The sequence below is a fragment of the Streptomyces sp. NPDC031474 genome (genome assembly GCF_055581185.1).
Genome location: NZ_JBVIJX010000030.1, coordinates 49,127 through 74,034, shown reverse-complemented (window position 1 = coordinate 74,034; position 24,908 = coordinate 49,127). Strand labels below are relative to the sequence as shown.

At 69.1% G+C, this 24,908-nt stretch carries 29 protein-coding genes and 8 pseudogenes; 19 read left to right on the top strand and 18 right to left on the bottom strand.

The features are described 5' to 3' along the window. Positions 1 to 184 precede the first annotated feature (184 nt). Together ACZ5SK_RS43145 and ACZ5SK_RS43140 are read right to left on the bottom strand one after the other, a co-directional pair. Positions 185 to 499, bottom strand: coding sequence for a hypothetical protein (locus ACZ5SK_RS43145; protein WP_334573984.1), 315 nt, complete (start codon positions 497 to 499; stop codon positions 185 to 187). Positions 500 to 1,305: 806 nt separating this feature from the next. Then, on the bottom strand, positions 1,306 to 1,491 hold the full coding sequence (locus tag ACZ5SK_RS43140; protein WP_334573986.1) for a hypothetical protein: 186 nt from the start codon (positions 1,489 to 1,491) through the stop codon (positions 1,306 to 1,308). A gap of 100 nt (positions 1,492 to 1,591) precedes the next feature. On the opposite strand from ACZ5SK_RS43140, the pseudogene ACZ5SK_RS43135 reads away from it, so the two are divergent. After that, positions 1,592 to 2,338: pseudogene (locus tag ACZ5SK_RS43135) on the top strand (transposase). Positions 2,339 to 2,348: 10 nt separating this feature from the next. Here the strand turns inward: ACZ5SK_RS43135 and ACZ5SK_RS43130 are convergent. After that, positions 2,349 to 2,870: a hypothetical protein gene (locus ACZ5SK_RS43130; RefSeq protein ID WP_334581036.1), complete on the bottom strand. Its 522-nt coding sequence runs from the start codon at positions 2,868 to 2,870 to the stop codon at positions 2,349 to 2,351. 189 nt (positions 2,871 to 3,059) lie between these two features. Here ACZ5SK_RS43130 and ACZ5SK_RS43125 point away from each other — a divergent pair, with 189 nt between their 5' ends. Next, positions 3,060 to 4,193: a serine hydrolase domain-containing protein gene (locus ACZ5SK_RS43125; protein WP_334573988.1), complete on the top strand. Its 1,134-nt coding sequence runs from the start codon at positions 3,060 to 3,062 to the stop codon at positions 4,191 to 4,193. A gap of 105 nt (positions 4,194 to 4,298) precedes the next feature. Here the strand turns inward: ACZ5SK_RS43125 and ACZ5SK_RS43120 are convergent, their stop codons facing one another. Beyond that, complete coding sequence (locus tag ACZ5SK_RS43120; protein ID WP_468577690.1) at positions 4,299 to 4,721, bottom strand: hypothetical protein; 423 nt, start codon at positions 4,719 to 4,721, stop codon at positions 4,299 to 4,301. Between the two features lie 118 nt (positions 4,722 to 4,839). On the opposite strand from ACZ5SK_RS43120, the gene ACZ5SK_RS43115 reads away from it, so the two are divergent. Together ACZ5SK_RS43115 and ACZ5SK_RS43110 are read left to right on the top strand one after the other, a co-directional pair. Next, positions 4,840 to 5,202: a MarR family winged helix-turn-helix transcriptional regulator gene (locus ACZ5SK_RS43115; protein WP_030938208.1), complete on the top strand. Its 363-nt coding sequence runs from the start codon at positions 4,840 to 4,842 to the stop codon at positions 5,200 to 5,202. A gap of 50 nt (positions 5,203 to 5,252) precedes the next feature. Further along, positions 5,253 to 6,656 (top strand): MFS transporter, encoded by a 1,404-nt coding sequence (locus tag ACZ5SK_RS43110; RefSeq protein ID WP_468577693.1) that lies wholly within the window; start codon positions 5,253 to 5,255, stop codon positions 6,654 to 6,656. 160 nt (positions 6,657 to 6,816) lie between these two features. Here ACZ5SK_RS43110 and ACZ5SK_RS43105 read toward each other — a convergent pair whose 3' ends face one another. Continuing rightward, positions 6,817 to 7,761 carry an LLM class flavin-dependent oxidoreductase gene (locus tag ACZ5SK_RS43105; RefSeq protein ID WP_334573992.1) on the bottom strand — a complete coding sequence of 315 codons (945 nt, stop codon included), beginning with the start codon at positions 7,759 to 7,761 and terminating at the stop codon, positions 6,817 to 6,819. Positions 7,762 to 7,872: 111 nt separating this feature from the next. Between ACZ5SK_RS43105 and ACZ5SK_RS43100 the strand changes: the two genes are divergently transcribed. After that, a complete protein-coding gene (locus ACZ5SK_RS43100; protein ID WP_334573994.1) occupies positions 7,873 to 8,340 on the top strand; it encodes a MarR family winged helix-turn-helix transcriptional regulator in 468 nt (155 codons plus the stop codon). A gap of 72 nt (positions 8,341 to 8,412) precedes the next feature. After that, positions 8,413 to 9,177: an AAA family ATPase gene (locus ACZ5SK_RS43095; protein WP_468577688.1), complete on the top strand. Its 765-nt coding sequence runs from the start codon at positions 8,413 to 8,415 to the stop codon at positions 9,175 to 9,177. Here the strand turns inward: ACZ5SK_RS43095 and ACZ5SK_RS43090 are convergent. From ACZ5SK_RS43090 to ACZ5SK_RS43080, 3 genes and pseudogenes are all read right to left on the bottom strand, one after another. Next, entirely contained in the window at positions 9,098 to 9,532 is a 435-nt protein-coding gene (locus tag ACZ5SK_RS43090; RefSeq protein WP_334573998.1) for a hypothetical protein, read from the bottom strand. The two genes, ACZ5SK_RS43095 and ACZ5SK_RS43090, sit on opposite strands and share 80 nt — an antisense overlap. A gap of 211 nt (positions 9,533 to 9,743) precedes the next feature. After that, a pseudogene (locus ACZ5SK_RS43085) lies at positions 9,744 to 9,974 on the bottom strand (transposase); the annotation flags it as partial. Positions 9,975 to 10,091: 117 nt separating this feature from the next. Then, on the bottom strand, positions 10,092 to 10,682 hold the full coding sequence (locus ACZ5SK_RS43080; protein ID WP_334574000.1) for a TetR/AcrR family transcriptional regulator: 591 nt from the start codon (positions 10,680 to 10,682) through the stop codon (positions 10,092 to 10,094). Positions 10,683 to 10,841: 159 nt separating this feature from the next. Here ACZ5SK_RS43080 and ACZ5SK_RS43075 point away from each other — a divergent pair. Next, a pseudogene (locus ACZ5SK_RS43075) lies at positions 10,842 to 11,435 on the top strand (helix-turn-helix domain-containing protein); the annotation flags it as partial. Positions 11,436 to 11,511: 76 nt separating this feature from the next. On the opposite strand, the gene ACZ5SK_RS43070 reads toward ACZ5SK_RS43075, so the two are convergent. Then, positions 11,512 to 12,489, bottom strand: a complete 978-nt coding sequence (locus ACZ5SK_RS43070) for an aldo/keto reductase (protein ID WP_334574001.1) — start codon at positions 12,487 to 12,489, stop codon at positions 11,512 to 11,514. Between ACZ5SK_RS43070 and ACZ5SK_RS43065 the strand changes: the two are divergent. The 3 pseudogenes from ACZ5SK_RS43065 to ACZ5SK_RS43055 form a co-directional block, all read left to right on the top strand. Next, positions 12,474 to 12,746: pseudogene (locus tag ACZ5SK_RS43065) on the top strand (TetR/AcrR family transcriptional regulator); the annotation flags it as partial. The gene ACZ5SK_RS43070 and the pseudogene ACZ5SK_RS43065 sit on opposite strands and share 16 nt — an antisense overlap. Positions 12,747 to 12,951: 205 nt before the next feature. Next, positions 12,952 to 13,092: pseudogene (locus tag ACZ5SK_RS43060) on the top strand (TetR/AcrR family transcriptional regulator); the annotation flags it as partial. A 65-nt stretch (positions 13,093 to 13,157) separates the two neighbouring features. After that, positions 13,158 to 13,349 (top strand): annotated as a pseudogene (locus tag ACZ5SK_RS43055) (hypothetical protein); the annotation flags it as partial. A 14-nt stretch (positions 13,350 to 13,363) separates the two neighbouring features. Here the strand turns inward: ACZ5SK_RS43055 and ACZ5SK_RS43050 are convergent. Further along, on the bottom strand, positions 13,364 to 13,945 hold the full coding sequence (locus ACZ5SK_RS43050) for a TetR/AcrR family transcriptional regulator (protein ID WP_468158821.1): 582 nt from the start codon (positions 13,943 to 13,945) through the stop codon (positions 13,364 to 13,366). A 210-nt stretch (positions 13,946 to 14,155) separates the two neighbouring features. Between ACZ5SK_RS43050 and ACZ5SK_RS43045 the strand changes: the two genes are divergently transcribed. From ACZ5SK_RS43045 to ACZ5SK_RS43030, 4 genes and pseudogenes are all read left to right on the top strand, one after another. Beyond that, positions 14,156 to 14,506 (top strand): antibiotic biosynthesis monooxygenase family protein, encoded by a 351-nt coding sequence (locus ACZ5SK_RS43045; protein WP_468577685.1) that lies wholly within the window; start codon positions 14,156 to 14,158, stop codon positions 14,504 to 14,506. A gap of 105 nt (positions 14,507 to 14,611) precedes the next feature. Further along, positions 14,612 to 14,998 (top strand): VOC family protein, encoded by a 387-nt coding sequence (locus ACZ5SK_RS43040; RefSeq protein ID WP_468577683.1) that lies wholly within the window; start codon positions 14,612 to 14,614, stop codon positions 14,996 to 14,998. Between the two features lie 289 nt (positions 14,999 to 15,287). Continuing rightward, positions 15,288 to 15,716: a DUF4267 domain-containing protein gene (locus ACZ5SK_RS43035; protein WP_468577681.1), complete on the top strand. Its 429-nt coding sequence runs from the start codon at positions 15,288 to 15,290 to the stop codon at positions 15,714 to 15,716. Positions 15,717 to 15,811: 95 nt separating this feature from the next. Further along, a pseudogene (locus ACZ5SK_RS43030) lies at positions 15,812 to 16,691 on the top strand (transposase); the annotation flags it as partial. A gap of 58 nt (positions 16,692 to 16,749) precedes the next feature. Here ACZ5SK_RS43030 and ACZ5SK_RS43025 read toward each other — a convergent pair. From ACZ5SK_RS43025 to ACZ5SK_RS43010, 4 genes are all read right to left on the bottom strand, one after another. Beyond that, positions 16,750 to 17,163 (bottom strand): hypothetical protein, encoded by a 414-nt coding sequence (locus ACZ5SK_RS43025; RefSeq protein ID WP_334574012.1) that lies wholly within the window; start codon positions 17,161 to 17,163, stop codon positions 16,750 to 16,752. Positions 17,164 to 17,267: 104 nt separating this feature from the next. Continuing rightward, complete coding sequence (locus ACZ5SK_RS43020) at positions 17,268 to 17,792, bottom strand: hypothetical protein (protein WP_334574013.1); 525 nt, start codon at positions 17,790 to 17,792, stop codon at positions 17,268 to 17,270. Positions 17,793 to 18,353: 561 nt separating this feature from the next. After that, positions 18,354 to 18,488, bottom strand: a complete 135-nt coding sequence (locus ACZ5SK_RS43015; RefSeq protein ID WP_334574015.1) for a hypothetical protein — start codon at positions 18,486 to 18,488, stop codon at positions 18,354 to 18,356. A gap of 251 nt (positions 18,489 to 18,739) precedes the next feature. Then, positions 18,740 to 19,687, bottom strand: a complete 948-nt coding sequence (locus ACZ5SK_RS43010; RefSeq protein WP_334574017.1) for a LysR family transcriptional regulator — start codon at positions 19,685 to 19,687, stop codon at positions 18,740 to 18,742. A 71-nt stretch (positions 19,688 to 19,758) separates the two neighbouring features. On the opposite strand from ACZ5SK_RS43010, the gene ACZ5SK_RS43005 reads away from it, so the two are divergent. After that, entirely contained in the window at positions 19,759 to 20,493 is a 735-nt protein-coding gene (locus tag ACZ5SK_RS43005; protein ID WP_334574019.1) for an SDR family oxidoreductase, read from the top strand. 71 nt (positions 20,494 to 20,564) lie between these two features. Here ACZ5SK_RS43005 and ACZ5SK_RS43000 read toward each other — a convergent pair whose 3' ends face one another. Continuing rightward, on the bottom strand, positions 20,565 to 20,708 hold the full coding sequence (locus ACZ5SK_RS43000; RefSeq protein WP_457495302.1) for a hypothetical protein: 144 nt from the start codon (positions 20,706 to 20,708) through the stop codon (positions 20,565 to 20,567). On the opposite strand from ACZ5SK_RS43000, the gene ACZ5SK_RS42995 reads away from it, so the two are divergent. Beyond that, positions 20,707 to 20,919 (top strand): hypothetical protein, encoded by a 213-nt coding sequence (locus tag ACZ5SK_RS42995; RefSeq protein WP_457495303.1) that lies wholly within the window; start codon positions 20,707 to 20,709, stop codon positions 20,917 to 20,919. The two genes, ACZ5SK_RS43000 and ACZ5SK_RS42995, sit on opposite strands and share 2 nt — an antisense overlap. Here ACZ5SK_RS42995 and ACZ5SK_RS42990 read toward each other — a convergent pair. Further along, positions 20,907 to 21,170, bottom strand: a pseudogene (locus ACZ5SK_RS42990) (hypothetical protein); the annotation flags it as partial. The gene ACZ5SK_RS42995 and the pseudogene ACZ5SK_RS42990 overlap by 13 nt on opposite strands. 167 nt (positions 21,171 to 21,337) lie before the next feature. On the opposite strand from ACZ5SK_RS42990, the gene ACZ5SK_RS42985 reads away from it, so the two are divergent. Further along, positions 21,338 to 21,466, top strand: coding sequence for a hypothetical protein (locus ACZ5SK_RS42985; RefSeq protein ID WP_334574025.1), 129 nt, complete (start codon positions 21,338 to 21,340; stop codon positions 21,464 to 21,466). A 54-nt stretch (positions 21,467 to 21,520) separates the two neighbouring features. On the opposite strand, the gene ACZ5SK_RS42980 is transcribed toward ACZ5SK_RS42985, so the two are convergent. Further along, entirely contained in the window at positions 21,521 to 21,802 is a 282-nt protein-coding gene (locus ACZ5SK_RS42980) for a hypothetical protein (RefSeq protein WP_334574027.1), read from the bottom strand. After that, complete coding sequence (locus tag ACZ5SK_RS42975) at positions 21,799 to 22,224, bottom strand: hypothetical protein (protein WP_334574028.1); 426 nt, start codon at positions 22,222 to 22,224, stop codon at positions 21,799 to 21,801. Before ACZ5SK_RS42975 ends, ACZ5SK_RS42980 begins: the two co-directional genes overlap by 4 nt. Positions 22,225 to 22,336: 112 nt before the next feature. Between ACZ5SK_RS42975 and ACZ5SK_RS42970 the strand changes: the two genes are divergently transcribed. Both ACZ5SK_RS42970 and ACZ5SK_RS42965 read left to right on the top strand, forming a co-directional pair. Next, entirely contained in the window at positions 22,337 to 23,698 is a 1,362-nt protein-coding gene (locus ACZ5SK_RS42970) for a hypothetical protein (protein ID WP_361703632.1), read from the top strand. Then, on the top strand, positions 23,698 to 24,906 hold the full coding sequence (locus ACZ5SK_RS42965) for a hypothetical protein (RefSeq protein ID WP_468577676.1): 1,209 nt from the start codon (positions 23,698 to 23,700) through the stop codon (positions 24,904 to 24,906). Before ACZ5SK_RS42970 ends, ACZ5SK_RS42965 begins: the two co-directional genes overlap by 1 nt. Positions 24,907 to 24,908: the final 2 nt, after the last annotated feature.

Here is a 24,908-nt window from a genome sequence, read left to right as displayed (position 1 = left end):
CGTCACGCGACGGCCCACCTCGAACGGCCCGAGGACATTACGGGCGAACTGCCGAGCAAGTCAGCCACCGAACCCCGCTGACGAATCGAGGCTAAGCGGTGGCGGCGCGGGAATGCCCTGAGCGAAGCCCTGGGTACGTACCGGGAACGGCCGCGTGCGCTTACAGCACGTCCGTAGACATGACCTACAAGACGCCCGGCCCCGGCACGATCTCGATCGTCGGCTCGCTCTCGATATGTTTATCCTCCTCGCGGAAAAGGTCTTCGAGCGCTTCGCGGAAGCCACGCTCGAACTCTTCCAAGGGCACGCCACCGACATCGGGGCCGATTGCAGGACCTTGGAATTGGTCGAAATCGGCACGCTTGCCCTGCGCGGCTGAGGCGCCGTCCAAGTACGCCTGCAGGAAGGGCCCATTGAGGAACGCTGGCGCCTCAGGTGTGCCATTCTGGAGATTCCAGCCGACGTAAAACCCTTCGGCGAACCAGTCAGCTACCGTCATGGGTGACCGGTCAGGGTCCCCTACGACAATCACTTCTGGTAGCGTGACGACACTGCCATCTTCTCCACTCATTGCCAGCTGGCCTTTCTTGAAAAGTGCCTTGGCTGTTTACGGGAACATCGTTCATGGCGTGGGTGATGCAATCCCCCCGCGATAAGCCCCCGTCCGGCGGAGACACCCTGCACGACCCCGCGTTCCGCCCGCCAGGTCTAATGGTTCACAAGGCCGGGGCGGCAGCCGGGCGCTCGCAGCGCTTGAGCAATCTCCCTTTTTAGTCTGCCGCTCTATAGCCCATTCTGCCACCGCACGTCCTGGTGGCGGCTTTGCGGCCCCTCCAGGGACTTCGCCTCTTGGACGCCCCAGTCGCTGCTCACGTCGCTCACCCGGCGTCCCCGGGGACCAGCGCATCGTCCGCGGACTCGCATCCGATGCGGCTTTCCCGCATCCAACGCGGAGGCGACTATGCCTTGACGAACGACTGCGGATCGCCCCTTCCCGGGTGTGCCGCACCTCACCGCGGTGAAGGCGGTGCGCCGGGAACACGTGGGGAGGGTGGGGAGTTGACGCCTACGTGGCTAGCGGAGGGGACAGTGTCCCCGGGCCTCACCTATTGCCCATGGGGACGATCGTCCGGCTGAAGCCCCATGGAGCACCTCGCCGCGAGGCGACCGCCCTCCGGCCCCGGCTGGTCTCCCCCGTCCAGCCGGGGCCTTTCACACGTCCCCGACAGGCACCGGCACGCCGGGGGACACCTCGCCCGTACGACAAGGTGCTCCCCAAGGTGCTCCCCGCTGTCAACCGCGCCTTCAGCCGAGGTGAAGGGTGGCCAGGGCGGTGGTCCAGTCGGTGACGATGGCCTGCTGCGCGGCCGCTAGCGCGACCTGGCCCTTGCAGACGGCGGTGTGCAGCTTCGTCAGGTTCGCCTGCGTGACGGCCGGGGAGATCGCGCCCGGCGTGCACCGGGGGTCCTCCAGGGGCTCCCCCCTTCTCAACCGACCCGGCATGACACCGCGCGGGGTACCGCGCGTAGGAGCACGGCACCCTTAGGCCGTGCATCGAAAGTGGATCTTGGGCTGTAAATGATCACGGTTCATGGGGTGGGGAGATCTCACGGATGACCAGTGGGCGGCGCTGGATTCGCTGTTGCCGAAGGGTGCCAAGGCGGGGCGGCCGCCCGTCTGGCCCCGGCGGCAGCTGATCGACGGCATACGGTTCCGGGTCCGTACTGGTGTTCCGTGGCGGGACACGTGCCCGTCGAGTGCGGACCGTGGAGCCGGGTCTACGACCTGTTCCGCCGATGGCAGCGGAACGGCACCTGGCGCCGGATCCTCACCAGGCTCCAGTCCCTGGCCGATGCGAAGGGTGCGATCACGTGGGATCTGAGCGTCGACTCCACGGTCGGCCGCGCGGCAAGGTCAGAAGCCCATGTCGATCGTGGTGACGGCAGGACAGCGTGGAGACTCGCCGCAGTTCGAAACCCGTGGTGGCAAAAGTTCGCCTGCCCCGCCTCGGGCCGGGCCGGGCCGACCACGCGACCATCCCGATCGCGTGCGGGCGGACAAGGCGTACGCCTCCCGCAAAAACCGCGCCTACCTACGCCGCCGCAGGATCCGACGCACTATCCCGGACAAGGCCGACCAGGCACGTAACCGCCAAAAGCTCGGCACCCGCGGCGGCCGACCTCCGCGCTTCGACCCGGCCGACTACCGCGAGCCCCATGCGGTCGAGTGCGGGATCAACCGACTCAAGAGACACCGCGCTGTCGCCACGCGCTACGACAAGCTTGCTGTCCGCTACGAGGCGACCGTCCTCGTCGCCGCCATCAACGAGTGGCTGTGACCCTCGGCCGTCACGCGTTCGGATCCACGTTCCACGCCGCGGGCAGATCGCTGCCGCAGAAGACGCAGACGAAGTCGTCCTCACGCACGATGTTGTGCTCCTGGCAGTCGGGGCACCGCCGGAATACAACCTCGTGGGTGAAGCCGGAAGGCCGCCGGAGCTCTACAGCGTCCAGAGCACGGGCGACCTCCACCCAGGAGCTGACGTCCGGGCAGTACCCGGTGGACTGATTGCTGACCTCGCTCACGGTCCACCGGTCTGCCTCGCGCGTGAAGCTGATCTCGCCGGCACTCAGAACCATGTCTCCGTCGGCACAGGCCACGTGCTCACTTCGCCGCGGCGCCAGCCGAAGCACACCGTCGATACCGACCACGAAGGTGAACGGTTCGGCCAGCTCCGCCGCCGATTGCTCCACGATCCAGCCACCGAAGTCACCCGCCGAGCCGATCCGACGCCCGCCGTCACCAGGCCGGACCGCAGCCTTTAGCTCGACCGGTCCGACATATCGATAACTCCGCCCCCACCCACTCACGTCAGCCAACCTAGAGCACTCCCGACACACGCCCTAGGTGAACCCCTGATCGCGGCGTCAGGGCAGGTGGCCCTTCAATACGGGAAACCCCTTCGTTCCCCGGATGGATCCGGCGCACCGACGTGGACGGGCACCATCGTCCACGCCAGTACGACGGGGACCGCCGGGAACAGCGAGGGCAGGAGAACGATGAGAGGCTCACGATTCGGGGCGTTGGCGCTGCTGACGGTGTGCGCGCTGGTTCCCGCGGCGGGCGGTGCGATCGCCGCACCGCCCGCCGCGGCACCGGACACAACCGCGTTGCAGGCGGCGCTGGACCAGGTGACCGCGACCGGAGCGGTCGGCGCCGTCGCCGAGGTCCGACAGGGCGACGCCGTATGGCGCGGCAGCAGCGGCAAGGCCAGGCTCAACGGCCGACAGCCCGCCCCCGTCGACGGCCGCTTCCGCGCCGGAAGCATCACCAAGACGTTCACCGCCACCGTGGTCCTCCAACTGGTGGGCGAGGGGCGGCTGAGCCTGTCCGACACCGCCGAGCGGTGGCTCCCCGGCCTCGTCCCCGCCCCCGGAGGCGACCGGATCACGGTCCGGGAACTGCTCCAGCACGCCAGCGGCCTGCCCGAATACACCGACGGGCTGCTCGACGGCGACGCCCCCCACGACCGCTTCCGCACCTGGACACCCGCCGAGCTGGTCCGACGGGCCGTCAAGGACGGCGACCGGAACCGCCCTCTGCTGTTCCCGCCGGGCACCGATCACCACTACTCCAACACGGACTTCATCGTGCTCGGGATGATCATCGAAAAGGTCACCGGCCACTCGTACCGAACCGAAATCGACCAGCGCATCATCCGGCCCCTCGGACTCCGGGACACCCGCCTGCCGGGCTCCTCCCCCTTCATCACCGGGCCCCACTCCCACGGCTACGAACCGGTGAAGACAGCGGACGGGACACTGGTCCCGGTCGACTACACCACCGTCAACATGACCGTCGCCGGCGCCGCAGGCGAGATCATCTCCACCACCGCCGACCTCGACCACTTCTTCCGCGCCCTGCTCAGCGGCGGCCTCCTGCGCCCGGCCGAGCTGCGCGAGATGACCACCGACCCCAGCGGCGCCGGCTGGGGCCTCGGCCTGGAGACGGCCACGCTCCCCTGCGGCACCATCGTGGGCCACGGCGGCGGCACCCCCGGCTACCGCACCATCTCCTTCCACACCCTCGACGGCACCCGCCAAGTCACAGTGGACTGGACCGACTGGGGCACCGACGCCGACGCCGGCCCCGCGGTGCTCGCCCTGATGAACGCCGCCCTCTGCCCCTCATAGCCGCAGGCGGCCGAGCGTTCGGGACTCCGCAACGAGGCAGCAGCCGAAAACGGTGAAGCCGGACCAGACCAGCTGAGAAGGCTGTCAGCAGCCGCACACGCGGATTCACGTCCGGCGACGTGCGGCGGGGTCGCGCTTCGCGACATGCCGGGCGACGGCGTCGACGCCGGGGCGGGCATACCGCTCCTCTCGTGCGGGTCCTGCCAGCGTGAGCAGGTCCTGCCCGGCGTGGACGCGGTCGCCGTCCTGAACGTGCTCGGTGACGACGACGTCGCTGCCGAGCTGCCGATACACCTCGGCTGGGATCGCCGTGCCGGCGATCACGCCGTCTTGGCGGGCGACGACGCGCGCACGGGCGCGGGTGCCGTCCGGCACCGCCCAGCGGGTGGTGATGTCGTCCTCGGCGCAGTCTGCGGCCAGGGCACGGCGCACGGCGTCCGCCATGGCGCCGACGGCGACCGCCGTCTCGTGCGCCGACTGCGGGGCTGGGGCACGGCGTTCCGGGCGAGAGATACATAAAGTATTCATATAAATATTGTATGCTTTACGCATGAGCCGTCAAGACGCCCCTCGTGGCGCTTCCACTGCGATCGGGTCGGCCCTCTACGGGTTGGCCACCCGGGCTGTGAGACGCCTTCCGCGCGATATGAGCATCACGTCCGCCGCCACCCTGGCCACCCTGCACAGGACCGGTCCGCGACGCATCACCGATCTGGCTGTGATCGAGGGTGTCACCCAGCCCGCGATGACCGTGCTGGTCCGGGTGATGGAGGAGTCCGGACTGGTCGAGCGGAAGGGCGATCCCTCCGACAAGCGGGTCACGCTGGTGTGTCTGACCGAGGCCGGCACGTCGTACGTTCAGACGCGGCACCAGGCGGGCGTCGATGCGTTCGCGCGGCTGATCGACGAACTCGCCGACGACGAGGTCGAGGCCCTGGTGGCGGCGCTTCCGGCGCTGGCGCACCTGGCAGAGCTCGAAAGCCAGGACCGCGAAGGACCGAAGCGGTGACGGGGCGCCCCCCGGAGCGCTCCGAGGCGCGGCTGCTGGTCCCCGCCCTGATGTTCATCGCCCTGGTCGTGGCGGCGGTCGCCAGCCTCGGGACGCCGCTGATCACCAGTGTGGCGACCACGTTCCACGTCTCGCTCGACAGCGCGCAGTGGACGCTGACCGTCGCACTGCTGAGCGGCGCCGTCGCCACGCCCGTCCTCGGCCGGCTCGGAGCCGGCCCGCACCGACGGGCCACGATCCTCGCCACGCTGGCGATCGTCGTCGTCGGCAGTGCGCTGACCGTGCTGCCGCTGCCGTTCGCGGGGCTGCTCATCGGCAGGGCGGCCCAAGGCGTCGGGCTCGGTCTGACGGCGCTGATGATGGGCGTGGCCCGGGACCATCTTCCCGAGGAGCGCAGCGCTGCAACGATCGCCCTGATCTCGGTGGTCTCGATCATCGGCGCCGGGGTCGGCTACCCGCTCACCGCACTGCTCGCCGAGATCGGCGGCGTACGGGCCGCCTACGGCTTCGGTCTGTTCGTCACCGCTGTCGCCCTCCTGACCGCGTGGCGTTCCATACCCGCGGCTCCCGAAGGCCGCTCCGCTCACGTGAATGTTCCGGGCGCGCTCGTCCTCGCGGTTGGGCTGTTCCTCGTCCTGTTCCTGGCCGGCCAGCGGAGCCTGTGGAGCCGTCACCTCGCCGTGGCGGTGATCCTCGCCGTCGTCGCTGTGCTCCTGCTGTGCGTCTGGACCGCCTCCGAGCTGCGCAGCAAGAACCCCCTGGTCGATGTCCGGGCGGTACGGCACCCGGCGGTCGCCGGAGCGAACATCGCCATGTTCGTCGGCGGGATCGGCATGTACCTCCTGCTCACGCTCATCACGCGGTACGCGCAGACGCCGCACAGCGCCGGCTACGGCTTCGGGCTGACCACCTTCGTCGCCGGGCTGGTCCTCGTCCCGTTCTCGGTGCTGGGGTTCGTCGCCGGCAAACTCACGCCCCGGGTTCGGACGCTGATCGACGCACCCGTGCTCCTGGCCGGCAGCGCTGTCATCGTCGGCGGCGGGTTCGTCCTCTTCGCCGCGGCCCGGTCGAACCTGGCCGAACTGCTCGTCGCGATGGGTGTGCTGGGCTTCGGCGTCGGCGGCTTCTCAGCCGCCATGCCCGGCGTCATCCTGGCCGTCACGCCCAAGAGTGAGACGTCGAGCGCGATGAGCTTCAACTACGTCGTCCGCAGCGTCGGGTACTCCCTGGGCAGCGCGATAGGCGGCCTGGTCCTGGCCACCGGCACCGGCACCGGCACCGGCACCGGCACCGGTCATCTCTTCCCGAACGACCACGCCTACACCACCGCGGCGCTGGTCGGCATCGCCGCGGTGGCGGTCACCGCCCTGACCGCCACCGCTCTCGCCCGCCAACGCCCGCCCGAGATCAACCCCACCACGATCGGCGGTTCGGCGGCAGGTCTGCCGAAGTAGCGGCGGCGAGCGGCCTGGAAGTCGGCGGTGACGGCGTAGTCGGCCATCTGCAGGGCCTGGAGCAGGAGCCGCCCAATGGTCAAACCTTGTGGATCGGTTCAGGTGACTCCGTGAGGTCGCTCGGGCAAGGAGGAGTGCCTTCCCGAGTGGTCAGCGGCCGTCAGCAGAATTCTCCGGTTGCGCTGCGCACGGGTGTGATGATCTCGTCGGTGAGCCATCGCGCGGCCTGTGAGGGATAGGGGCTCCGCAGGCTCAGCACGATGTGCGTCACGCCTGCGGCGATGAGTTCCGTGATGGCCTTGCGGTCGGCGGCCGGGTCGTCGTAGGAGACGATGTACTGCACGGAGCGGGTGATCGTCCGCGGATCACGGCCGATGGTCGCGCAGTGGTCGTCCAGGACGGCACTGCGCTCGGTGATGTAGTCCAGTGTGTTGTGCGGCGGGCCGGGGATGTTCCAGATGTCGGCGTGCTCGGCGACCAGGCGAAGCGTTCGGTTTCCCCAGCCTCCGATCAGCAGGGGCGGGCCTGGCTGCTGGAGGGGTTTCGGCTCGTTGCGGTTGCCGGTCAGGGTGTAGTAGCGCCCGTGGAAGTCGAAGACGTCCCGCGTCCACATGCCGCGGAGGATGGCGATGGTCTCCTCCAGGCGGGCGATGCCTTCGGCGGGCGGGACGAGCGTGAGGCCGTATGCGGCGTACTCCGCAGCGGCCGGGTTCTCGCCGGCGATGCCGCCCGCGTTGGGTGGCTGCACGGTGCCGCCCACCCCGAGGCCCATGATCAGGCGGCCCCCGGAGATCACGTCGACTGTTGTGGCGATTTTGCCGAGGACGGCGGGCGGCCGGATCCGACTGCTCGTCACGAGCAGGCCCAAGCGCAGCCGCTGGGTTCTGGCGGCCAGGGCGCTCAGCAGCGTCCACCCTTCGAGGATCTGCCCGTCCTTCGGGCCGGCGATCGGCATGAGGTGGTCCCACAGCCAGGCGTCCGCGATCTCGGGCAGGTCGTCGGCCTCCTCCCACACGCGGAGGATGTCCTGGTAGGGGACCCGCATCGGGGTGGTCTTGATTCCGAACGTCACGGAGGGATCGGAGGGGAGGTGCTGGTCGGACATGGTTGCCACGTGCCCTTCGAGTCGACGCGTCACCGGTGACGGCGACACTACCGTCACCGTAGCGGATCGTCAGCATCGCTGACTATCAGGCAGGGGATATACGCTGCGGCCATGACTCGCGACGCGCCCGCCGAGGTCCTCACCTCCCGCCTCGGCTATCTGCTCAAGCATGCGTACCTGCGGCTGACCGAGGAGTCCTCGCGAGCCTTGGCGCCGTATGGGATCGATGGCCGCGAACTGGCGGTTCTCGCCGTCCTAGACGCGCATGCCGAGCTGTCTCAACTGGAAGCGGCGGGCAAACTGGGCATCGACCGCACCACGATGGTGGCCCTAGTGGACGCCCTGGAGGAGAAGGAACTCGTCGAGCGGCGCCGCAGTCCCCAGGACCGACGCAAGAACATCGTGCAACTGACGCCGATCGGACACGAGCGCCTGCACGACGCCGAATCTGCCCGCCAGGAGATGGAACGCCGCTTCCTCGCCCCGCTCTCCAGCACAGACGCCACGCGCTTGGTCCGCACCCTGCAGTCCCTCGTCGGCGCCCCGATGAGCGCCGGCCAGGCATCTGACTCGACATGACGGACGATGGCGGTGGACCACTTCCGCAGACCCCCAGCGGAACGGGTCTAGCGCCATCAAGGGTCAGGCTGCGTGAACCTTGGGGCGTTCGACGAGCCGGCCGCGTTCGAAGCGACCGGACACCGGGGAGCTGCACTGGACGCCTGCACCGCAGCTACCGCTTCGCCTCCGTCCGGCACACAGGCCTGCGCCCTGATCCACGGCCCTGCCGGGACTCACATCAGCTCCGAGCAGTCACTCGGTTGCCTGATCGCGGCGATAGCGTCTCCGGCCCAGGGTGGTCATGTCTACGCTGGCGGCGTGACAGTGGTGTGGGTGACGGGCAATTCAGGGACTGGTAAGTCCACGGTCTGCGGGGTGTTGCGAGAGCGTGGCTACGCCGCGCTCGACGCCGACGAGGACGGCTTCAGTCGCTGGATCGACCGAGCCAAGGGCGAGATCGTGATGGATCCTCCGTATCCGGTTCCTGGGGGCTGGCTCGATCGATACGGGTGGGCGATCGTCCGCGAGCGCGTTGAGACCCTCGTCGAGGAGTCTCGTTTCCGAATCGCGTTCTTGTGTGGGTCTGCGGAGAACGAGGCAGACGTCCGCGATCTTTTCGACCTCACCGTGTGCCTGGTGATCGACGAGGACATCCTCCGCCACCGGCTCGAGACCCGCACTACGAACGCATTCGGTCAACATCCCGAAGAGCTCGCAGCGGCCCTGAAGTGGAATCCTCGGATGCGAGCAATCTACGAGAGCCGTGGCGCGACGATCATCGATGCGTCCAAGCCGGTGACCGAGGTGGTGGACAGCGTGATCGACGCAGTTCAGGAGCTGATAGGCGGTGCGTAAGTTGATGTCCGTTCCGCGCTTTCGGGCGGGGCAAGCGTGCTGGCCGCGGCTGGGTGAACAAGCCCTGCTCAGTCTCGACCAGGATTCCGCGCTCGGTCAGCCGCTTGAGCTTCAGGCGGGTGTTGTCGATGTTGTTGGGTGCGATCTCCAGGTCCATCGCCTCGCACACCTGCCGTGCCCGCTGCGGCGTGTCGACCGCGGTGAACACCGTCATGATCTGCTGGTAGGCCGGATGGTCCGGGAGCTTCGGGGTCGGCGGCGCAGACGGCTGCGGATCGGGCAGCTCCAGCAGCGCCTTGCAGGTGATCCGGACCTCCTCGACGGCCCGGCCGAGCTCGTCCAGCCGTGCGGCCAACTACGCGATCTGCTCCCTCGTCGTCTCGGCCTGCGCGGCAGGTGCTCGTAGTCCCCCACCAGCCGACGGTGCAGCATCAAGATCCCGTAGGCGCGCTCCACGATCCACCGCTTGGGGATCGGCACGAACCCGGTCCGACCTGGGTTTCGCTCGACGATCAGTTCGGGCCGGAAAAGCGGGGCCAGTTCAGACCGTTAACGCCATCGCGTAACAGGTCGTGGACCTGCTGGGTCGTGCCGTCGGCTTCCCACTTCGCGTAGTAGTCGTAAACAGCCTTGCAGGGCGGGAAGTCGTGCGGCAGGTACTCCCGCGGAATCCCGGTGCGGTTGACGTAGAGGATCGCGTTGACCACCCGTCTCGCCCGCCAGGCGGTGAAGACCGGCTAGATCAAGGACCAGCGGGCGTCGGACACATCACTGCGATACGGACGACGAGCACTCACACCTCATGCAACGACCACCAACGCGGCCAGTCATAAAAACAATCCCAGAACACCAACTACCTAGATCAGATGCTCTCTAAGGCGGGCCGGAGCGGCCGGTCCACGCGCGGAAGTGCGTCAGACGCGCTGCCAGGCGTCCAGCAGGCCGAGGGCGTTGTCCACCCCCTGATCGAGAAGCTCGTTGGCGAGTCGGCTGTCGGTCAACGCGCGGGCAAGCTGCAGTGTCCCGGCCATCTGGCCGAGGAGGCTGAGCGCCTTCACACGTGCGGAGGACGGGTCGTCAGGCGCCATGCGTTCGGCAATGCCCTCGACGAGGATCAGCACACCGTCGGTGTACGCCTGCCTGGTCGTCTCGGTGCAGCGCCCGATCTCGTCGAGCAGAGCGGCGTTGGGGCAGCCGTCGCCAAGCATTTCACGGTGCTGGGGCGAAAGATATCCCCGCACTATCTGCTCAAGTCCGGCACGGCCAGGCGCGGCCAGCGCGACGACGCTCTCGGCCTGCACCTTCAACTGGTCGGCGACAGCCGTGGTGACGAGGTCATCTTTGGATGCGAAGTGAGCGTAGAAGGCACCATTGGTCAGCCCTGCGTCCTTCATGAGCGTCGAGACCCCGGAGCCGTCGATACCGTCCTGCTTGAACCGGCGGCCGGCCGTCTCGATGATCCGCCGCCTCGTCTCCGACTTGTGCTCTTTTCCGTACCGCACCACGCCACACGCTCCTTCGCCGGCCGGAAGGACCGGTTGCCCTTCACCGACTCAGCCAGTCTATGATATTGCAAACGTAATCCAAAGAGCCGGCAGCGGCGACGGGCGAGCGTGGGGCTTTCATCAGTGAGAGCAGGCACGGGCCCGGCATCCGCACTCCCACTGCGGCCCGACCTCGCCCATCTCCTGGCCCCGCTCACCGCGCACAGGGCCCCTGCCGCGCTCAGCCCGCACCCAGACGACACCGTCTGGCTCCAGCAGACGGCACTCCAGCTCCTGGACGAACACCGCGCCCTGGGGCGCCGCCCCCTCGCCATCCACCACGCCCTGCGGCGCAGCCTGCCCGAATCGCTGCTGCTGCGCCTGGCCGACTCCCCGGGCATCGCCCCCCCACGGCACGGCCACGGCCGGCACGGGCCGCGCCGACAGGTACGGGCGCTTCCTGGACGCCTTGGAGCTGCACTTTCGCGACCTGCACCAAGCCGCGGACTACGCCGAGTTGCTCTGCTGCTCGGTCCGCCCCCTCAGCCGCGCCGCCCGGGACGCCACCGGCAAGGGAGTACGCGAACTCATCGACGAGCGGCGCCTCCTGGAAGCCCGGCGCCTGCTGGGAGCGGAGCTGCCCGCTGGGACGCCCGGACGGTGGCAGTCCACCTCGGCTTCACCGACCCCGCGAACTTCGGCCGCTCCTTCCGCGACCGCACCGGCCTCACCCCGGCCGCCTACGCGGTCCGCGACACCACGACCGATCCGTGAGCAGCGCGCGGCGGCGGCCCGCGGCCCCTGACCGTGCGGGACTGCCGATCGATGCGGAGGTCCGCTCGGGCTGGGGTCAGACCCAGTTGGGGATGTGCTCTTCGGCGTAGCGGGCGCCGAATCCGCCGGTCGGGAGGATCTCGTGGATCGCGGCGAGATCGGCCTCGGTGAGGGTGACGTCGGCCGCGTGGGCGTTTTCCTCCATGCGGGCGGCGCTCCGGGTGCCCGGGATCGGGACGATGTGCTCGCCCTGGGCGAGCAGCCAGGCCAGGGCGAGCTGGGAGACGGTGATGCCCTTGGCCGTGGCCAGCCGGCCGAGTCGGTCCACGGCTTCGACGTTCTTCTCGAAGTTGCCGGGTTGCCAGCGCGGATTGGCGTTGCGGAAGTCGGTGGCGTCGTACTCTGCCGCGGGCTTCGCGGTACCGGTGATGAAGCCGCGGCCGAGGGGCGAATAGGGGACGAAGCCGATGCCGAGCTCCTGGAGGACCGGGAAGAGCTGCTCGACGTCGCGCTCGAAGAGCGAGTACTCGGTCTGCAGGACCGAGACCGGCTGGACGGCGTGCGCCTTGCGGATGGTCTGCGGGCCGGCCTCGCTGAGGCCGAAGTACTTCACCTTGCCCGCGTCGATCAGTTCCTTGACGGTGCCCGCGACGTCCTCGATCGGCACGTCCGGGTCGACGCGGTGCTGATAGAGGACATCGATGTGGTCGACGCCCAGGTAGCGCAGGCTGTTGTCGGTGACTGTGCGGATGTTGTCCGGGCGGCTGTTGAGGCCCAGGCCCTGCTCGGTCTGCGCGAAGCCGAACTTGGTGGCCAGTACGACCTCGTCGCGGAAGTCGCTTACCGCCTTGCCGAGCAGAACTTCGTTGTTGCCGGCGCCCCAGCCGTAGAGCTCGGCGGTGTCGAAGAAGGTGACGCCCAGGTCGTGGGCGCGCCGGATGGCGGCGATGCCCGCCTCCTCGTCACCGGGTCCGTAGCCCATGGTCAGGCCCATCGAGCCGTAGCCGATCGCCGAGACGGTCAGGCCCTGGGTGCCGAGTGTCCTTTGGTGCATGCGGATCTCCCTATATCAAACCAAACAGTTCGGTTTTACTCTACGCCGACTACCGTCCAGCGGCAAACCAAACGGTTTGGTCGGGTAGCGTGGCAGCATGCGTGCCTCAACCCGCGCAGACTCGGGTCCGCGACCGCATCGTGAGTGCCGCCAAGGCCGAGTTCTCCCAGCACGGAATCGCCGGGGCGCGGATCGACCGCATCGCCAAGGCCGCCAGGACCAGCAAGGAACGCGTCTACGTCTACTTCTCCAGCAAGGTGGCCCTCTACCGGTTCGTCTCCGCGCAGAAGCTGGCGGCCGTGACCGAAGCGACCCGCATGGACCCGACCGACCTGCCCGGTTACGCCGGTCGTCTCCATGACTACTTCACCGACCAACCCGACCGCTTCCGGCTCATGAGCCGGGGGCAACTGGAACTCGACGCCGGCGACTCCCTCCCCCACCGACACCTTCCGGGAGTCAGTGGCTCACAAGGTCGAACAACTCCGCGAGGCCCACGAAGCAGGCCGGCTGGACGCCGACTGGGACCCGGTCGACATCCTGGTCCCCGTCCACCAGATCGCCACCGCCTGGGCCGCACAGCCTGATCTGCTGCCCCCAAACGACGAGGGTCGCGCCACGTTCCTGGCAGCGCGCCGAGCTGCCATCATCACGGCCGTGGAGCCGCCTGGACGACCCGCTACCTCGACGCCGCCGTCGACCACCTGCGGGGCTTGCTGCCCGAGGAGCGGGAGCATCACGTCCTGGACGAGGACGCGGCCCGGGTCTCCCCACTGAAGCACGCCAACCTCAACTGCCTGGGTCGCTACAGCTTCGCCGCCCGCCCGCCGCGCGAGGGCCTGCGCGCACTGCGTGCCCCGGCGACCGTCGTTGTTCAGGGCGTGGGCGCGGTGAGATACCGCTGGACCGTGGGTCCGAGCCAGTCCACGATCTCCTCGCGTCCGAGCGCCATGCTCTCCGGGAACCGCAGCACGTAGCGCGTCAGCGCGAGCCCCAGCACGGTCGAGGCGCACAATGCCGCCCGCGCCGGCGCCTGGTCCGGCTCGGGGCCCAGCCGGCGGGCCAGCGGGATCAACTGATCGCGCAGCACGAACTGCATGCGCTCGGCGGCGGCCGGGTCGGTGGCGCCGACCCGCATCAGTGCGGTGAGCTCCTCGTTTTCCTCCCACAGGGTCAGGAAGTGGCGCACCAGGGTGCGGCCGATCTCCTCGCGCGGTTCGACGGGCAGGCCGGGCAGCCTGGGGTCGATCGAGACGGCCGCCGCGAACAGGCTCGCCTTGTTGCCGTAGTAGCGCATCACCATCGACGGATCGATCTTGGCGTCGCGTGCGATGGCCCGGATGGTCGCCTTCTCGTAGCCGTCCGCCGCGAACCGCTCGCGGGCCGCGGTGAGGATCGTGGCGCGGGTGGCGTCGGAACGCCGTGCGGCCTGCTGGTTCTCCGTGGTGCCGGTCATGCCGACAAACATAGGCCAACACTTGTTGACCAACAAGCGTTGACAGTCCAGAACTGCGGCCCTAAGTTTGCCAACAAGCGTTGGCCAACAAGCGTTGACGAGGTCGCAGTCGTTGGAGGCCTGCGCCAGCGATGGCCCTCGAGGCCCCGTCAGACCCCCTTGTGCCACAGGTAACCCACCCCCCCCCGTTAGTGAGAGGACGTACCGAAAATGGCCAAGCTGCAGAATCTCGACCCGAACACCCCGATGTTCGCGCAGTTCAAGGAGAAGACCGGGCCCATCGTCCTGGCGAACACCTTCGTCGTCCCGAAGGAGAGGACGGAAGCGTTCCTGGCCCTCTTTCACAGGCAGGCCGAGTTCATGAAGGCTCAGCCGGGATTCGTCTCCCTGCAGATGCACAAGGGCACGGTGGACAGTCAGCTTCTGATGAACGTCGCGGTCTGGGAGTCGACCGAGGCGCTCGCCACGGCGTTCGGCCGCCCGGAGTTCCAGCGCATGGTGGCCGAGTCCCCCGACGACATCGTGTCGTACCCGCACATCTTCGAGCAGATCGACGTGTGACACGGCAACCGCAGCCGGGGAGGGGCAGGGCGGCCGGAGACGCCCTGCCCTCCCCCGGGCGGGCAGCACCCACCTCGCGCAGCCCGTCCCTGAACAGGAGTCACTATGACCGTGGAACTGAACCACACCATCGTCCCCGCCCGTGACCCGCAAGCCTCGGCGCAGTTCCTGGCCGACATCCTCGGCCTCGGCGTCGACCCGCCGCTGGCGCACTTCACGCCGGTCACGCTGGCCAACCAAGTCAGCCTGGACTACGACCAGTTGGACGACTTCGAGCCACACCACTACGCATTCATGGTCAGCGAGGACGAGTTCGACGCCACCCTCGCCCGCATACAGGACGGCGAAATCACCCACTACGCCGATCCCGCATGCCAGGAGAATGGGCAGATCTACCGCAGCGAGCGCACCGACGGCCGCAGGGGTACCTACTTCCGCGACCCCGACGGACATCTCCTGGAAATCCTCACCCGGGGCGGCGCCGGGTCGTGAGGCCGGTGACGGACCAGCGGATCACGCCCTCGCTGGTGACAGCGGGATTACGTTCGCAGCCGCGGCGACGCGGCCATGCCGGTCAGCCACGGCACTGTCCGTTCCCCCGTCTGCAGGGCAGCACTGCGAAGCACTTCTGGTGTGCGGGTCTACAGATGCCCCCGAGCAAGGCGGTCCTGTCCGCCCCGCCCGCACCGGTCCGCGTCATCCGGCACCTCACCGGCCGCCCCGGCTACGCCCGCCGCCGAACCCTGCCCCACTCCAACCTGAGCATCAAAGGAGAAGCGTCATGTCGCTGAAGAACGTCAACACCGTGCTGGTCACCGTCGTCACCCTGTTCGTCCTCTACCTCGGGCTGTCTTTCATCCTGGCCCCTGCAGCGTCCACTCAGGGCGTCGGCCTGCCTGCCTGGCCCGCCGGCAACGGCGACGGCTTCCTCATCATGAAGGGCACCCGCGAACTCGCGATGGGCCTGGTCATCGGCATCCTCCTGGTGACGGGCCACCGCCGCGCTCTGGGCTGGGTCCTGCTGATGGAGGCCGTCGCCCCGTTCGGCGACATGATCAACGTCCTGGCCCACCACGGCTCCCTCGCCGCCGCGTTCGGCATACACGGTCTGACCTCGGCTCTGATCGCGATCACCGGCCTGCTGACCCTCCGCGAGACCCGCGAGACCTACAAGGCCCCCGCCCCAGCGCCCGCCACGCAGCCCGCCTGACAGTTGCATGCCCGAAGGGGTGGCCCGGTCCCATGGCCGGACCAACCCTTATCTGTCAGCGACCGCCGGGAAAGGCCAGGCAGCCGATCCTCTTCCGGCCGCTGCCGCAGGACAGCGACCGGGCCCGCGCAGTCGCCGTGCTCGCCCGAGCCCAACAGGACGCCACCTGGAACCGGCAGCAAATCTCCAATCAGTTGCGCTCGCTGCTGCGGGAGTACTGCCCCTCCGAGCCGGCCGCCTTCGAATCCTGGCGCAACGGTCTGTGCCGACCGGAGGCCCACGAACTCCTCAAGGCGGCTCCGACACCGACGGCGAGCCGCCCTGCTGACACGCACGCAGCTGCAAGCCGCTCTGAAGCGAGCCGGCCGCCAACGCGGCATCGCAGCCGAGGCCGACCGGCTCAGGGCGGTCTTCCGCGCCGACTGGGCACACCAGCCCGCGCTGGTCGAGGACGCGCTCGGCAAGCAGATGCTCGCACTCCTGGTCCAACTCCAGGCCGCTTGCACTGCTGCCAATGACCTGGGCAAGCGGTCGAAGACACTTTCCCTCAGCATCAAGACGCTGAGATCATGCTCAGCTTCCCCCGGCCTCGGCGTCCAGATCGGCGCCCGGGTGCTCGCCGAGATCGGAGACGACCGCACCAGGTTCGCCGATGCCCGCGGCCTCAAGGCGTACACCGACGCCTCACCCATCACCAGGACCTCCGGCGAGAAGTCGAGCATCACCCGCCGGTGGGTGAAGAACGACCGCCTCAACCACGCCGGCTACTTATGGGCCTTCTCCGCCATCACTGCCTCACCAGGCGCCAAAGCCCACTACCGCAGGCGCCGCGACAACCACGGAGACTGGCCCGCTGCCGCACAGAGGAACCTCTTCAACCGCATGCTCGGACAGCTCTACCAATGCCTCCAGCACGGACAGTTCTTCGACGAGACCGTCGCCTTGCCCACCGCGGACGAGGCTCTCGCGGCATGAGTTCCGTCAGCCGCCGACTGCGCGGGACCAGCACTTCTGGATGGCTGCCTGCTTCCGCTCAAGCTCGGCATCCGTCATCCGTCATCCGGCTGGTGAGGGTCCCCGGAATCGTGAGCGAGCGCCCATGGGCCCTGGCGACCCGAAGGTCCCACCAGATTCCGCTCCGTGACACCCGCTGCCGCTTCTCGATGCGGGCGACCTCGCTCCAGAGGACCACTCGCCTGCTGACGAAGGTGCGGAACTCCAACCCCGTCGCGGTCAGGAGGACCCGGCCATAGATCGAGTTGATCGTGCTGAAGACCACGACCACGGAGAAGACCCCTACGCCACCGACCCACCACCATTTGCCCGGTTCATGCGTGGTCAAGCTCATCGCCACCATCACACCAGCGAGCGCCAGCGTCAGGATGCCGGTCCGCCACCAGTACCTCTGCCGATCACGAGAGTTGAAGCCGATCCAGACATCGGGCATGTCCATAACACTATCGACGCACACTCGCTGCCTCCCGAGAGGAGGCCGAGAGGGGCCGGCTACTCCCGGAGGAGGAGACCGACCCCTGCGTCGAGCGGGCGGGATCAGCTCAGGCCGAGGTTCGACAGCGCGGTCGTCCAGTCCGTGACGATCGCGTCCTGGGCGTCGGCGAGGGTGACGGTGCCGGCGCAGACGGCCTTCTTGAGCTTGTTCTCGACGGTGTCCTTGTTGGCGGCGGTCTTGGTGCCGTACTCCGGCTCGGGCCAGAGGTTGAGCTCACTCTTGGGGGAACCGCCGAGTTCGAGGGGGACGAAGTGGTCCTCCTCGTAGTCCGAGGTGCTGGTGTCCGAGTAGCCGTACTCGACGATCTGCTTCTTCTTCAGCGCGGTGGTGTAGGAGCTGGACGGCCGGACGGTCGCGGTCCACCCGGAGACGCAGATGGTGGAGTCGATGGTGGACTGGGTGACGTCCGGGTTGAAGTCGCCGGGCTGGCAGCTGGGGTCGGGGAGGGGGAGGTAGTCCTGGCTGCAGCTCTGCGCGTGCGCGGTGCCGGCTGCGACGGTGAGGCCGGCGGCGGCGAGGGCGAGGGAGGACAGGGCGGTGACCAGGGAGCGGGATATTCGGGGCATGGGGGGGGATCTCCCGGAGCGTTGCCCGGCAGGAATTCCGGGCGGTCGTGAGCATGACAGCACCGGGATCATCTATGCGGGTAGAGCTCTTTGCCAGGCGCGAAGATTCCTTGTTGAATGTTTGAATACGACGGGACTGACGGAGGGCAAGTCATGGCCCGCGCATGGTTGTCGGCATCGCGCGCGGGGCCCGGTGACGGCCCCCTCATAACGTGAGCCCCAAGACCACGTTGACGCTTCTGCATCCCGGCGCCATGGGCGCGAAAGTCGGCGGCCAGGCGACCCGCACGGGAGCCCGGGTGCTGTACGCTCCACCGGCCGCGGCCCGCCACGGCCTCCAATGGGCCCAGGAGGCAGCGCCACATCGGCTTCTCCATGCCGTCGGTGTCCTTCGCCGTCCGCTACGTCATCGGATGCGAAGCGCCCATGCGGGCCGGCTCCAACGCTGCCGGAGCCTTGGCGCCCGTCAGGCCGTCCAAGTGGCTCTCGCGCCGTGCAGGGCCGGCAGGCAGCCGTCGGGAACCGTGCCCGGACCACGGCTGCCCCGTACTGGGAGCGGCCTTACCGCCAGTTGCTGGTGGTGATGCCGTTGGGGCAGGTCACCTGCTGGTTGTCCCAGTCGATGGTGAAGTCGGCCTGGGAGAAGCCGCCGCCGTCCTTGGTCTGCCGGCTGGTCGACGCGAGGATCGGCCCCATCGGTCGACCTTGTGGTCCCGGCGGGGGGTGACCACTTCGCGGGCCGTCGCGTAGCCCGCGTCGACCAGGTGCCGGTCCGGCAGTAGATCGCGCTCAGCAAGATGAGCGTGGATCGGGGCGACCAGCCGCACGTCCTGGACGGTGGAGTCGGTGGTGGCGACGTGCGTGATCAAGTTCGGGCGGTCCGGCTCGCAGGTCTCGGTCAGGTGGACCTTGTAGCCGTCCCAGAACGTGAGGGTGAGTGCCCCCGGTCAGTAGGCCAGTGCGGTCATGTGGTCGGGGTGGTGGGCGGCGACGTCGTGGGCGGCTTGGACGAAGGCGGCGACGGCTGCGGATCGCGAGGTCTCCGGCCAGGCGACCATGACCGCGCTGGGGCTGAGGCCGGTGACCGGCCGGTATGCGATGTCCGGGCGCTGGTGCCGCTTGGTGGTGGAGAGTGACAGGAACGCCACCGCCTGGCCCAGTGCGACCACCTCCAGGAGTTGCTCGACGCTGGCCACGAGCGGCCCCTCAGGAGTGTCCGCCGATGCCAAGCCTGTGTGGCCGTCGCCTGCTTCCGCTCCGTCGCATCCTGTGTAGTAGGCGGTGGTGGAGGGGGCGGCCCCTTTCCAGCGTGGGATCGGTTCGCCCTTGAGGTCGGTCAGCCGCAGTCGCCGGCGTCCGGCCAGGCGGTGCGCGGCGGGGAGGACGGCCAGTCGCGGCTCGACCACGAGCGTCTGGGAATCCAGCCCTTGACCGTCGAACGGGCTGCGCAGCAGCGCTACGTCGGCACGGCCGTCCCGCAGCATGGTGATCGGCTCTCCGCTGCCGCCGACGACGACTTCAGGCGGCGGCAGATGCGAACCCGTTCCCCGGTAGGCGGCGAGGATCTCCCGCAGCAGCCCGGCATCGCCTCCCGGTTTGACCGCCACGACGAGCTGGGGTGCCGGCTGACCGGCCCGCTGTGCTCGCCGGGCCGCCGCGTGCACCGCGTCGACCGCGATCCGGGCCTGGTCGAGCAGCACCTGACCGGCGTTGGTCAGCCTCACCTGCCGGGTGGTGCGCTCCAGCAGGCGTACGCCGAGCCGGGACTCCATCTGAGCGATCGCCTTCGACAGCGGGGGCTGCGCCATCCCCAGGCGTTGCGCGGCCCGGCTGAAGTTCAGTTCCTCGGCGACCGCGATGAAGTACCTCAGCTCCCGCACCTCTAGCTCACTCATATCTGTGGACTATAGATCCAGAGTCTTCTGGTCTTTCCCTGACGCCCATGGGTGAGGGGAGGCTGGGTGCCATGACGACTTCGCAGAAGACTGCTCTGATCACCGGCGCGAACAAGGGCATCGGCATGGAAACGGCGCGCAGGCTCGCAGCCCTCGGCATCACCGTGCTGATCGGTGCCCGCAACGCCGAGCGTGGCGAGGCGGCGGCCGAGGAGCTTCGCGCCGACGGCGCCGACGTACGGTTCGTACCGCTGGACGTCACCGACGAGATCTCGGTCCAGGCCGCCGCCAAGCACATCGACGCCACGTTCGGCCGCCTCGACATCCTCGTCAACAACGCCGCGATCGCCGCCGGACGGCAAAAACCGAGTGAAACCCCCGCCGCCACCGTCCGGCAGGTCTACGAGACCAACGTGTTCGGCGTCATCGCGGTGACCCACGCCATGCTCCCCCTGCTACGCCGCTCCGCTGCCGCACGCATCGTCAACATGTCCAGCGAACTCGGCTCCCTCGCCCACCTGGCCGACCCGGGCAGCCCGTGGTCCGCCTACTCCTCGGTGCTCCTCCCTTACTGCACCTCGAAGAGCGCGCTGAACGCAATCACCGTGCTCTACGCCAATGAACTGCGCGCCGAAGGGATCCTGGTCAACGCGGTGAGTCCCGGCTACTGCGCGACCGACCTCAACCGTCACTCCGGGATACGCACGGCGGAGGAGGGCGCGGCCGTGGCGGTTGATCTGGCGACTGCGGGCGAGGACGGCCCGACGGGCGCCTTTTTGGCCGAGGACGGGCCGATTGCCTGGTGAGACCATGCCGCGCCGTCTCCGCCCGAAGCCTGCCGAAGTGTTTTCAACCTCCGCCGTGACGATCACTGGCCTCATGCGCATGACGGTGGCAGGTGAGGGAGGGGGTGCTGACCTTTCTTCGTGCCGGTGATGATGACGAGGCGTTCGGCGATGTCGCCCAGGCTCATCTCCTGCTCGCCCAGGCTCATCTCCTGCTCGCGCAGGTGGAGGGCCATGGACAGCATCGACTCGTCGGTGACGCCCGCGCCACCGATCGTCTTGCCGCGCTGGCGGGTGCCGATGGCTATCTGCCGCAGCCGCTGGGCCTGGGGTATCCGCGGCTCGGCCGTGATCTCCTATGGGGTCCAGGCACTGCATGGCGGATACCTGTCAGCGTGCGGGGTGGGCGTGAAGGCCGGGGGCGCGGCGGGGAGTCAGGGCAGTTGACAGGGCCACCGCGTCCTCGGGGACTGAGGGCTTCGCCGATCAGACCACGCAGCGACGAACACGCCGCGGTCGACGTCGTCGAAGGACTCCTTGGTGACCATTTCGTTCATGGGGGTTGGCGGTGACCCACTGGTCCGTCACCTCGGGCTTGGCGAAATCGCAGACGTGCGGGTGCCAGGTGTCCAACTCTTCCGGAAACCGGCCCGCATCACCCGGCCGGAGCCGCGCATGCACTCGTCAATGCCGCGCATTGAGCCTCCGCCAACTTGAAATCACAGGTCAAAGGGCTGGTGTGACTGAGTCTCGGGGTACTCGCACTGGTCGTCGGCGGCAGTCTCCGGAGTAGCTCGTCTGACGGAGCCGGACAGTTCGGTGGTTCCTGCTCGTGGGGGCCGGGCGGCCATCTACGGTCCGGTGCATGCTGGATCCCGAGCGGCTGGAACGGATCACTGCGCGGCGGGCGGAACTGGACGAACTCGAAGAACATCTGACCAAGCAGCTGGCGGAGGCCGGGCCGAGCGGGACGAACTCACCGTATGCGCGATGACGAGCACCCTTCGACACCTGTGTCGGCGCGGGTCCGTTCTCCCCGTCGGTCACATCAGAGCCGCGGTCTCTCGGCCACGCCCCGCGCCAGCTGCACGGCGAAGGCACGCAGGGCGTCAAGGCGCCCCGGGTCATAGGGGAAGTGGTGGCGGGGCACTCCCGGCTGCCCAATGGTGACCGCCATCGTGGGCTTGCGGCCGGTACCGAACTCCAGCCGGGGTTCCTGCCAGATGTGCAGGCGGTGCGCGCCGCCGAAACCGAACAACTCCAGCACCCGGCCGTCGAAGGTGAGCAGGGTGGTGTCGTTCGCCCGCACTTCGTACGGCGGTGTCGTCACGGCGTCGCTCCGTCTCCCGCGTAGAGGTAACCGCCGGGGTTGGCGGGGTCCGCGATCAGTAGTACCTGATCACCGGCGCGGGGGATGCGCAGTTTCGAAACGATGGTCTGGAGCGTGATCGGGTCGGCGGTGACCCCGGTCAGCTGGAGGACCAGGTCGACGACCGGGTCGAAGTTGACCAGCTTGCCGGTGTCGCTGATCGACACGACGACGGCGGGGACCGTCGGTACGCCCATGGCGAGCAACTGCCGCACAGTGGCACCGGAGTTGTAGGCGCCGATCGACTGCCGGAGCTTGGCGTAGTCCTCGCGGCCGAGCGTCGCGCGCGTCATACGGCCGTAGAAGCCCTTGCCGCCGGCCACCTGCTCCGCGATCTTGGCGGCCTTCTCCTCACGGCTCTTGCCCTTGCCGAAGATTCCCATGCTGTGCCTGCCCTTCCGGTCCGTTCTGCCTGGTGGTGTGGACGTTAGGAGGCGGGCAGCGCCTACCGATCCCAGGTTCGACCGCCAGTTCCCCAGGACGTACGCTCTGCCCATGCCGTCCCCGAGCCAGCCGTCGACCGGCGAGCGCCGTCCGCGCGCCATGGTCATCGACAGGGCTTGGCGCGGCCTCGGACCGGGTCCCCAGGCGCTGAGCGGGCCCGGTGGCGCGCCGCTGACCCGGACGGTCAAGCTGATCGTGCTGCCGCTGATCGTCCGGCCCGCGCTGCGTCCGGAGCTTGCCGCCGACTTCCTCGACGCGCGGGAGGCGGAGCGACTCGACGCGCTGATACGGGAGTCCGGTGCGGTTCTGGAAGCGACTGCACGGTGGTTCACCCTGTTGAAGAAGACCCGCCGGGCACTGGGGATCGTGGCGGGCAACCCCCAGGACCTGTATTTCCAGCGGTGCTTCGAGCTGGCGACCGAGCACGGGGCGCCGGGGCCCGGCGCGGACGCGGTGGCGAGGGCGGTACTCGAGGACGTCGTGGATGCTTCCGGCGGACGGACGGTGGAGGCGCTGAAGGAGCATCTGGCGGACGCCGCCCGGCGCGCGCGGCTCGACGCCGAGCTGGCGGCGGCGTGGGACGGACGCGGAGCGGTACCGGGCGCCGCCGATACGCGCTTGGCGGCCGAGGTTCTCGAGGCCTGCGGTGCGGCGGGGGTTGATTCGACGGCCTTCGCCGCCATGGTCCGGGCCGGGCACGGCAGCCTGGTCGGGCGAGCCCTGTGGGGCGCGCACCCGGCCGACGTCTGGGACCGCGCCGACGTACCCCCGCACCTCGGACTGACCGCGCACCGCGTGCCCCCACGCCCCGAGGTCGGCCGGAGCGCCTCGACCGCCACACTCCCCGCGCCGTTCGACCGCACGCTCTTCGAACGGCTCTTCACCGTGCTCCAGGCGTCGGCCCACCGCGAGCAACTGCCGACCGTGCCGGAGCTCGTCCGGCGGGAGGTCGACCGCAGCTGCGCCCCGCTTGGCCTGTACGACGAGACCCTGCGCGTCACCGTCGTGCTCGGCGGCCGACTCGCGGTGGGCCTCGATCCGCTGGGCGCCGGGACCTCCGTGGCGGGGTCGACGGCGGCACACCGCATCGTCAACAGCCGCTGGCAGCGGGAGGCTTCGGTCCTCCGAGCCCGCAGGATGACCGTCTCCCCCCGCCCCGACCCGGACGGCGGTGTGCTGGACGCCCTCGCCCAGGACCTGCGCACCCCGTGGGCCGCGTACATGCGGCGCCTTTGGGTAAGGCTGCACGGGCGCGACGTCCGCGACGCGGCACTGCCCGACGCGGTATCGGCCTGGGGCGTGCTCGACGGAGTCGCCCGCTCGGTGATGATGGACCACCGCGCACGAGTCCGTGCGGCACTGCGCACCCTGTCGGCGACCGCCGAGGCCGCCGCCGAGCCGAGGAGCGCGTGATGCCTGAACGGCGCTGTGCCGTCACGCGGGCCGAGGACGGCAGCGTACGCATCGCGGGACCCTCCGCCGGTCCCGCCTTCACCCGGGCCGTTCTCGAAGTCGCGGGCGCTGTCCTGACCTGGCCCGTGCTTGGCCCAACAGGTCTGCCGGCGGCGGAGATTCACGATGTGGGGCAGGCCCAGCAGTGGCTGTGGGCGGTCTACGGCGAGCGCACGGCCGCCGCTGTCGACGCCCTGGCGTCGGGCACCCCGGCCACCGAGCTGACGCTGCCCGAGCAGCCGACCGCCCTCGCCGAGGGTGCCGCCCGCCTCGCCCTCGGGCACTGGGCGGCCCGCTGGTGGCCGACGTCGTACCTGGACGGGATTCCCGCGCTCGAACCGGACGTGCTGGGCCTTGAGTTGGCCGCACTGACCCACGAATGCCAGCAGCTCCTGGACGAGTCAGGGGAGTTGGAGGGAATCGAGCTGCTGGAGGAGCACCTGGCCGCGCTCGATCCGCTGATCCGCTGGCGGCAGTCGGCGGACCCCCCTCGCCAGCTGGACCGTGTCCTGCGGCTGATCGACGACGCGGCCGACAACGCCGGGCTGGACGGGGAGGCGCTACGGCACCTCCGGTCAGCCCTGGACCAGGACCAAAGGCCGACAGCCACGCCGCTCGACCTCACCGAACTCTTCGTACCGCAGCAGGAGTTCGCTCTCGCTGCAGGTAGTCTCCGCACCGCGACCGGCCGAGTGATCGCCCGGGGTTCGGGGACCAACGACTGGTGCCGCTATCCGCCCGGCTTCGTCGACGCGGCCGAGAACGCCGTGTCCTGGACCGCGTACGCGCTCGGTGCCGATCGGCGGATCGAGGTCGAGGTCGTCGCCGACATCGCGGCCCCCGTGGGCGGGGTGCACCTCGCGGCGGAGGTCCACGTGGACGGCAGCCCGCCGAACCGCGTTCCGCTGGCCAGGCGGGACGACGTGTGGACCGGCCGGGCGGACCTGGACATCCCGGCCTCGACGACACCGAGCATCGAAGTCGGCATCCTGCTGCCGGGGTTCGACCCGGGACCGGGCGCCGATGACCGTGCGGCACGTGAGGCAGTACGAGCCCTGGCCTGGCACCGGCTCGGCGTCGCGACGGCACCGCACGACAGCGAGGCCGCACACCCGGAGCCGTTCCTCGCCGAGCTCGCGGCTGCCGCTGCCGTGGAGGAGGACTTCTAGCC

Bases quoted from the DNA above. Each gene is read 5' to 3' on its own strand.
- ACZ5SK_RS43145 (WP_334573984.1), bottom strand. From the start codon at position 499: ATGACGGTAGCTGACTGGTTCGCCGAAGGGTTTTACGTCGGCTGGAAT.
- ACZ5SK_RS43125 (WP_334573988.1), top strand. From the start codon at position 3,060: ATGAGAGGCTCACGATTCGGGGCGTTGGCGCTGCTGACGGTGTGCGCG.
- ACZ5SK_RS43120 (WP_468577690.1), bottom strand. From the start codon at position 4,721: ATGAATACTTTATGTATCTCTCGCCCGGAACGCCGTGCCCCAGCCCCG.
- ACZ5SK_RS43115 (WP_030938208.1), top strand. From the start codon at position 4,840: ATGAGCATCACGTCCGCCGCCACCCTGGCCACCCTGCACAGGACCGGT.
- ACZ5SK_RS43110 (WP_468577693.1), top strand. From the start codon at position 5,253: ATGTTCATCGCCCTGGTCGTGGCGGCGGTCGCCAGCCTCGGGACGCCG.
- ACZ5SK_RS43105 (WP_334573992.1), bottom strand. From the start codon at position 7,761: ATGTCCGACCAGCACCTCCCCTCCGATCCCTCCGTGACGTTCGGAATC.
- ACZ5SK_RS43100 (WP_334573994.1), top strand. From the start codon at position 7,873: ATGACTCGCGACGCGCCCGCCGAGGTCCTCACCTCCCGCCTCGGCTAT.
- ACZ5SK_RS43070 (WP_334574001.1), bottom strand. From the start codon at position 12,489: ATGCACCAAAGGACACTCGGCACCCAGGGCCTGACCGTCTCGGCGATC.
- ACZ5SK_RS43050 (WP_468158821.1), bottom strand. From the start codon at position 13,945: ATGACCGGCACCACGGAGAACCAGCAGGCCGCACGGCGTTCCGACGCC.
- ACZ5SK_RS43045 (WP_468577685.1), top strand. From the start codon at position 14,156: ATGGCCAAGCTGCAGAATCTCGACCCGAACACCCCGATGTTCGCGCAG.
- ACZ5SK_RS43040 (WP_468577683.1), top strand. From the start codon at position 14,612: ATGACCGTGGAACTGAACCACACCATCGTCCCCGCCCGTGACCCGCAA.
- ACZ5SK_RS43035 (WP_468577681.1), top strand. From the start codon at position 15,288: ATGTCGCTGAAGAACGTCAACACCGTGCTGGTCACCGTCGTCACCCTG.
- ACZ5SK_RS43025 (WP_334574012.1), bottom strand. From the start codon at position 17,163: ATGCCCGATGTCTGGATCGGCTTCAACTCTCGTGATCGGCAGAGGTAC.
- ACZ5SK_RS43020 (WP_334574013.1), bottom strand. From the start codon at position 17,792: ATGCCCCGAATATCCCGCTCCCTGGTCACCGCCCTGTCCTCCCTCGCC.
- ACZ5SK_RS43015 (WP_334574015.1), bottom strand. From the start codon at position 18,488: ATGGGGCCGATCCTCGCGTCGACCAGCCGGCAGACCAAGGACGGCGGC.
- ACZ5SK_RS43010 (WP_334574017.1), bottom strand. From the start codon at position 19,687: ATGAGTGAGCTAGAGGTGCGGGAGCTGAGGTACTTCATCGCGGTCGCC.
- ACZ5SK_RS43005 (WP_334574019.1), top strand. From the start codon at position 19,759: ATGACGACTTCGCAGAAGACTGCTCTGATCACCGGCGCGAACAAGGGC.
- ACZ5SK_RS42995 (WP_457495303.1), top strand. From the start codon at position 20,707: ATGGACAGCATCGACTCGTCGGTGACGCCCGCGCCACCGATCGTCTTG.
- ACZ5SK_RS43000 (WP_457495302.1), bottom strand. From the start codon at position 20,708: ATGGCCCTCCACCTGCGCGAGCAGGAGATGAGCCTGGGCGAGCAGGAG.
- ACZ5SK_RS42985 (WP_334574025.1), top strand. From the start codon at position 21,338: ATGCTGGATCCCGAGCGGCTGGAACGGATCACTGCGCGGCGGGCGGAA.
- ACZ5SK_RS42975 (WP_334574028.1), bottom strand. From the start codon at position 22,224: ATGGGAATCTTCGGCAAGGGCAAGAGCCGTGAGGAGAAGGCCGCCAAG.
- ACZ5SK_RS42970 (WP_361703632.1), top strand. From the start codon at position 22,337: ATGCCGTCCCCGAGCCAGCCGTCGACCGGCGAGCGCCGTCCGCGCGCC.
- ACZ5SK_RS42965 (WP_468577676.1), top strand. From the start codon at position 23,698: ATGCCTGAACGGCGCTGTGCCGTCACGCGGGCCGAGGACGGCAGCGTA.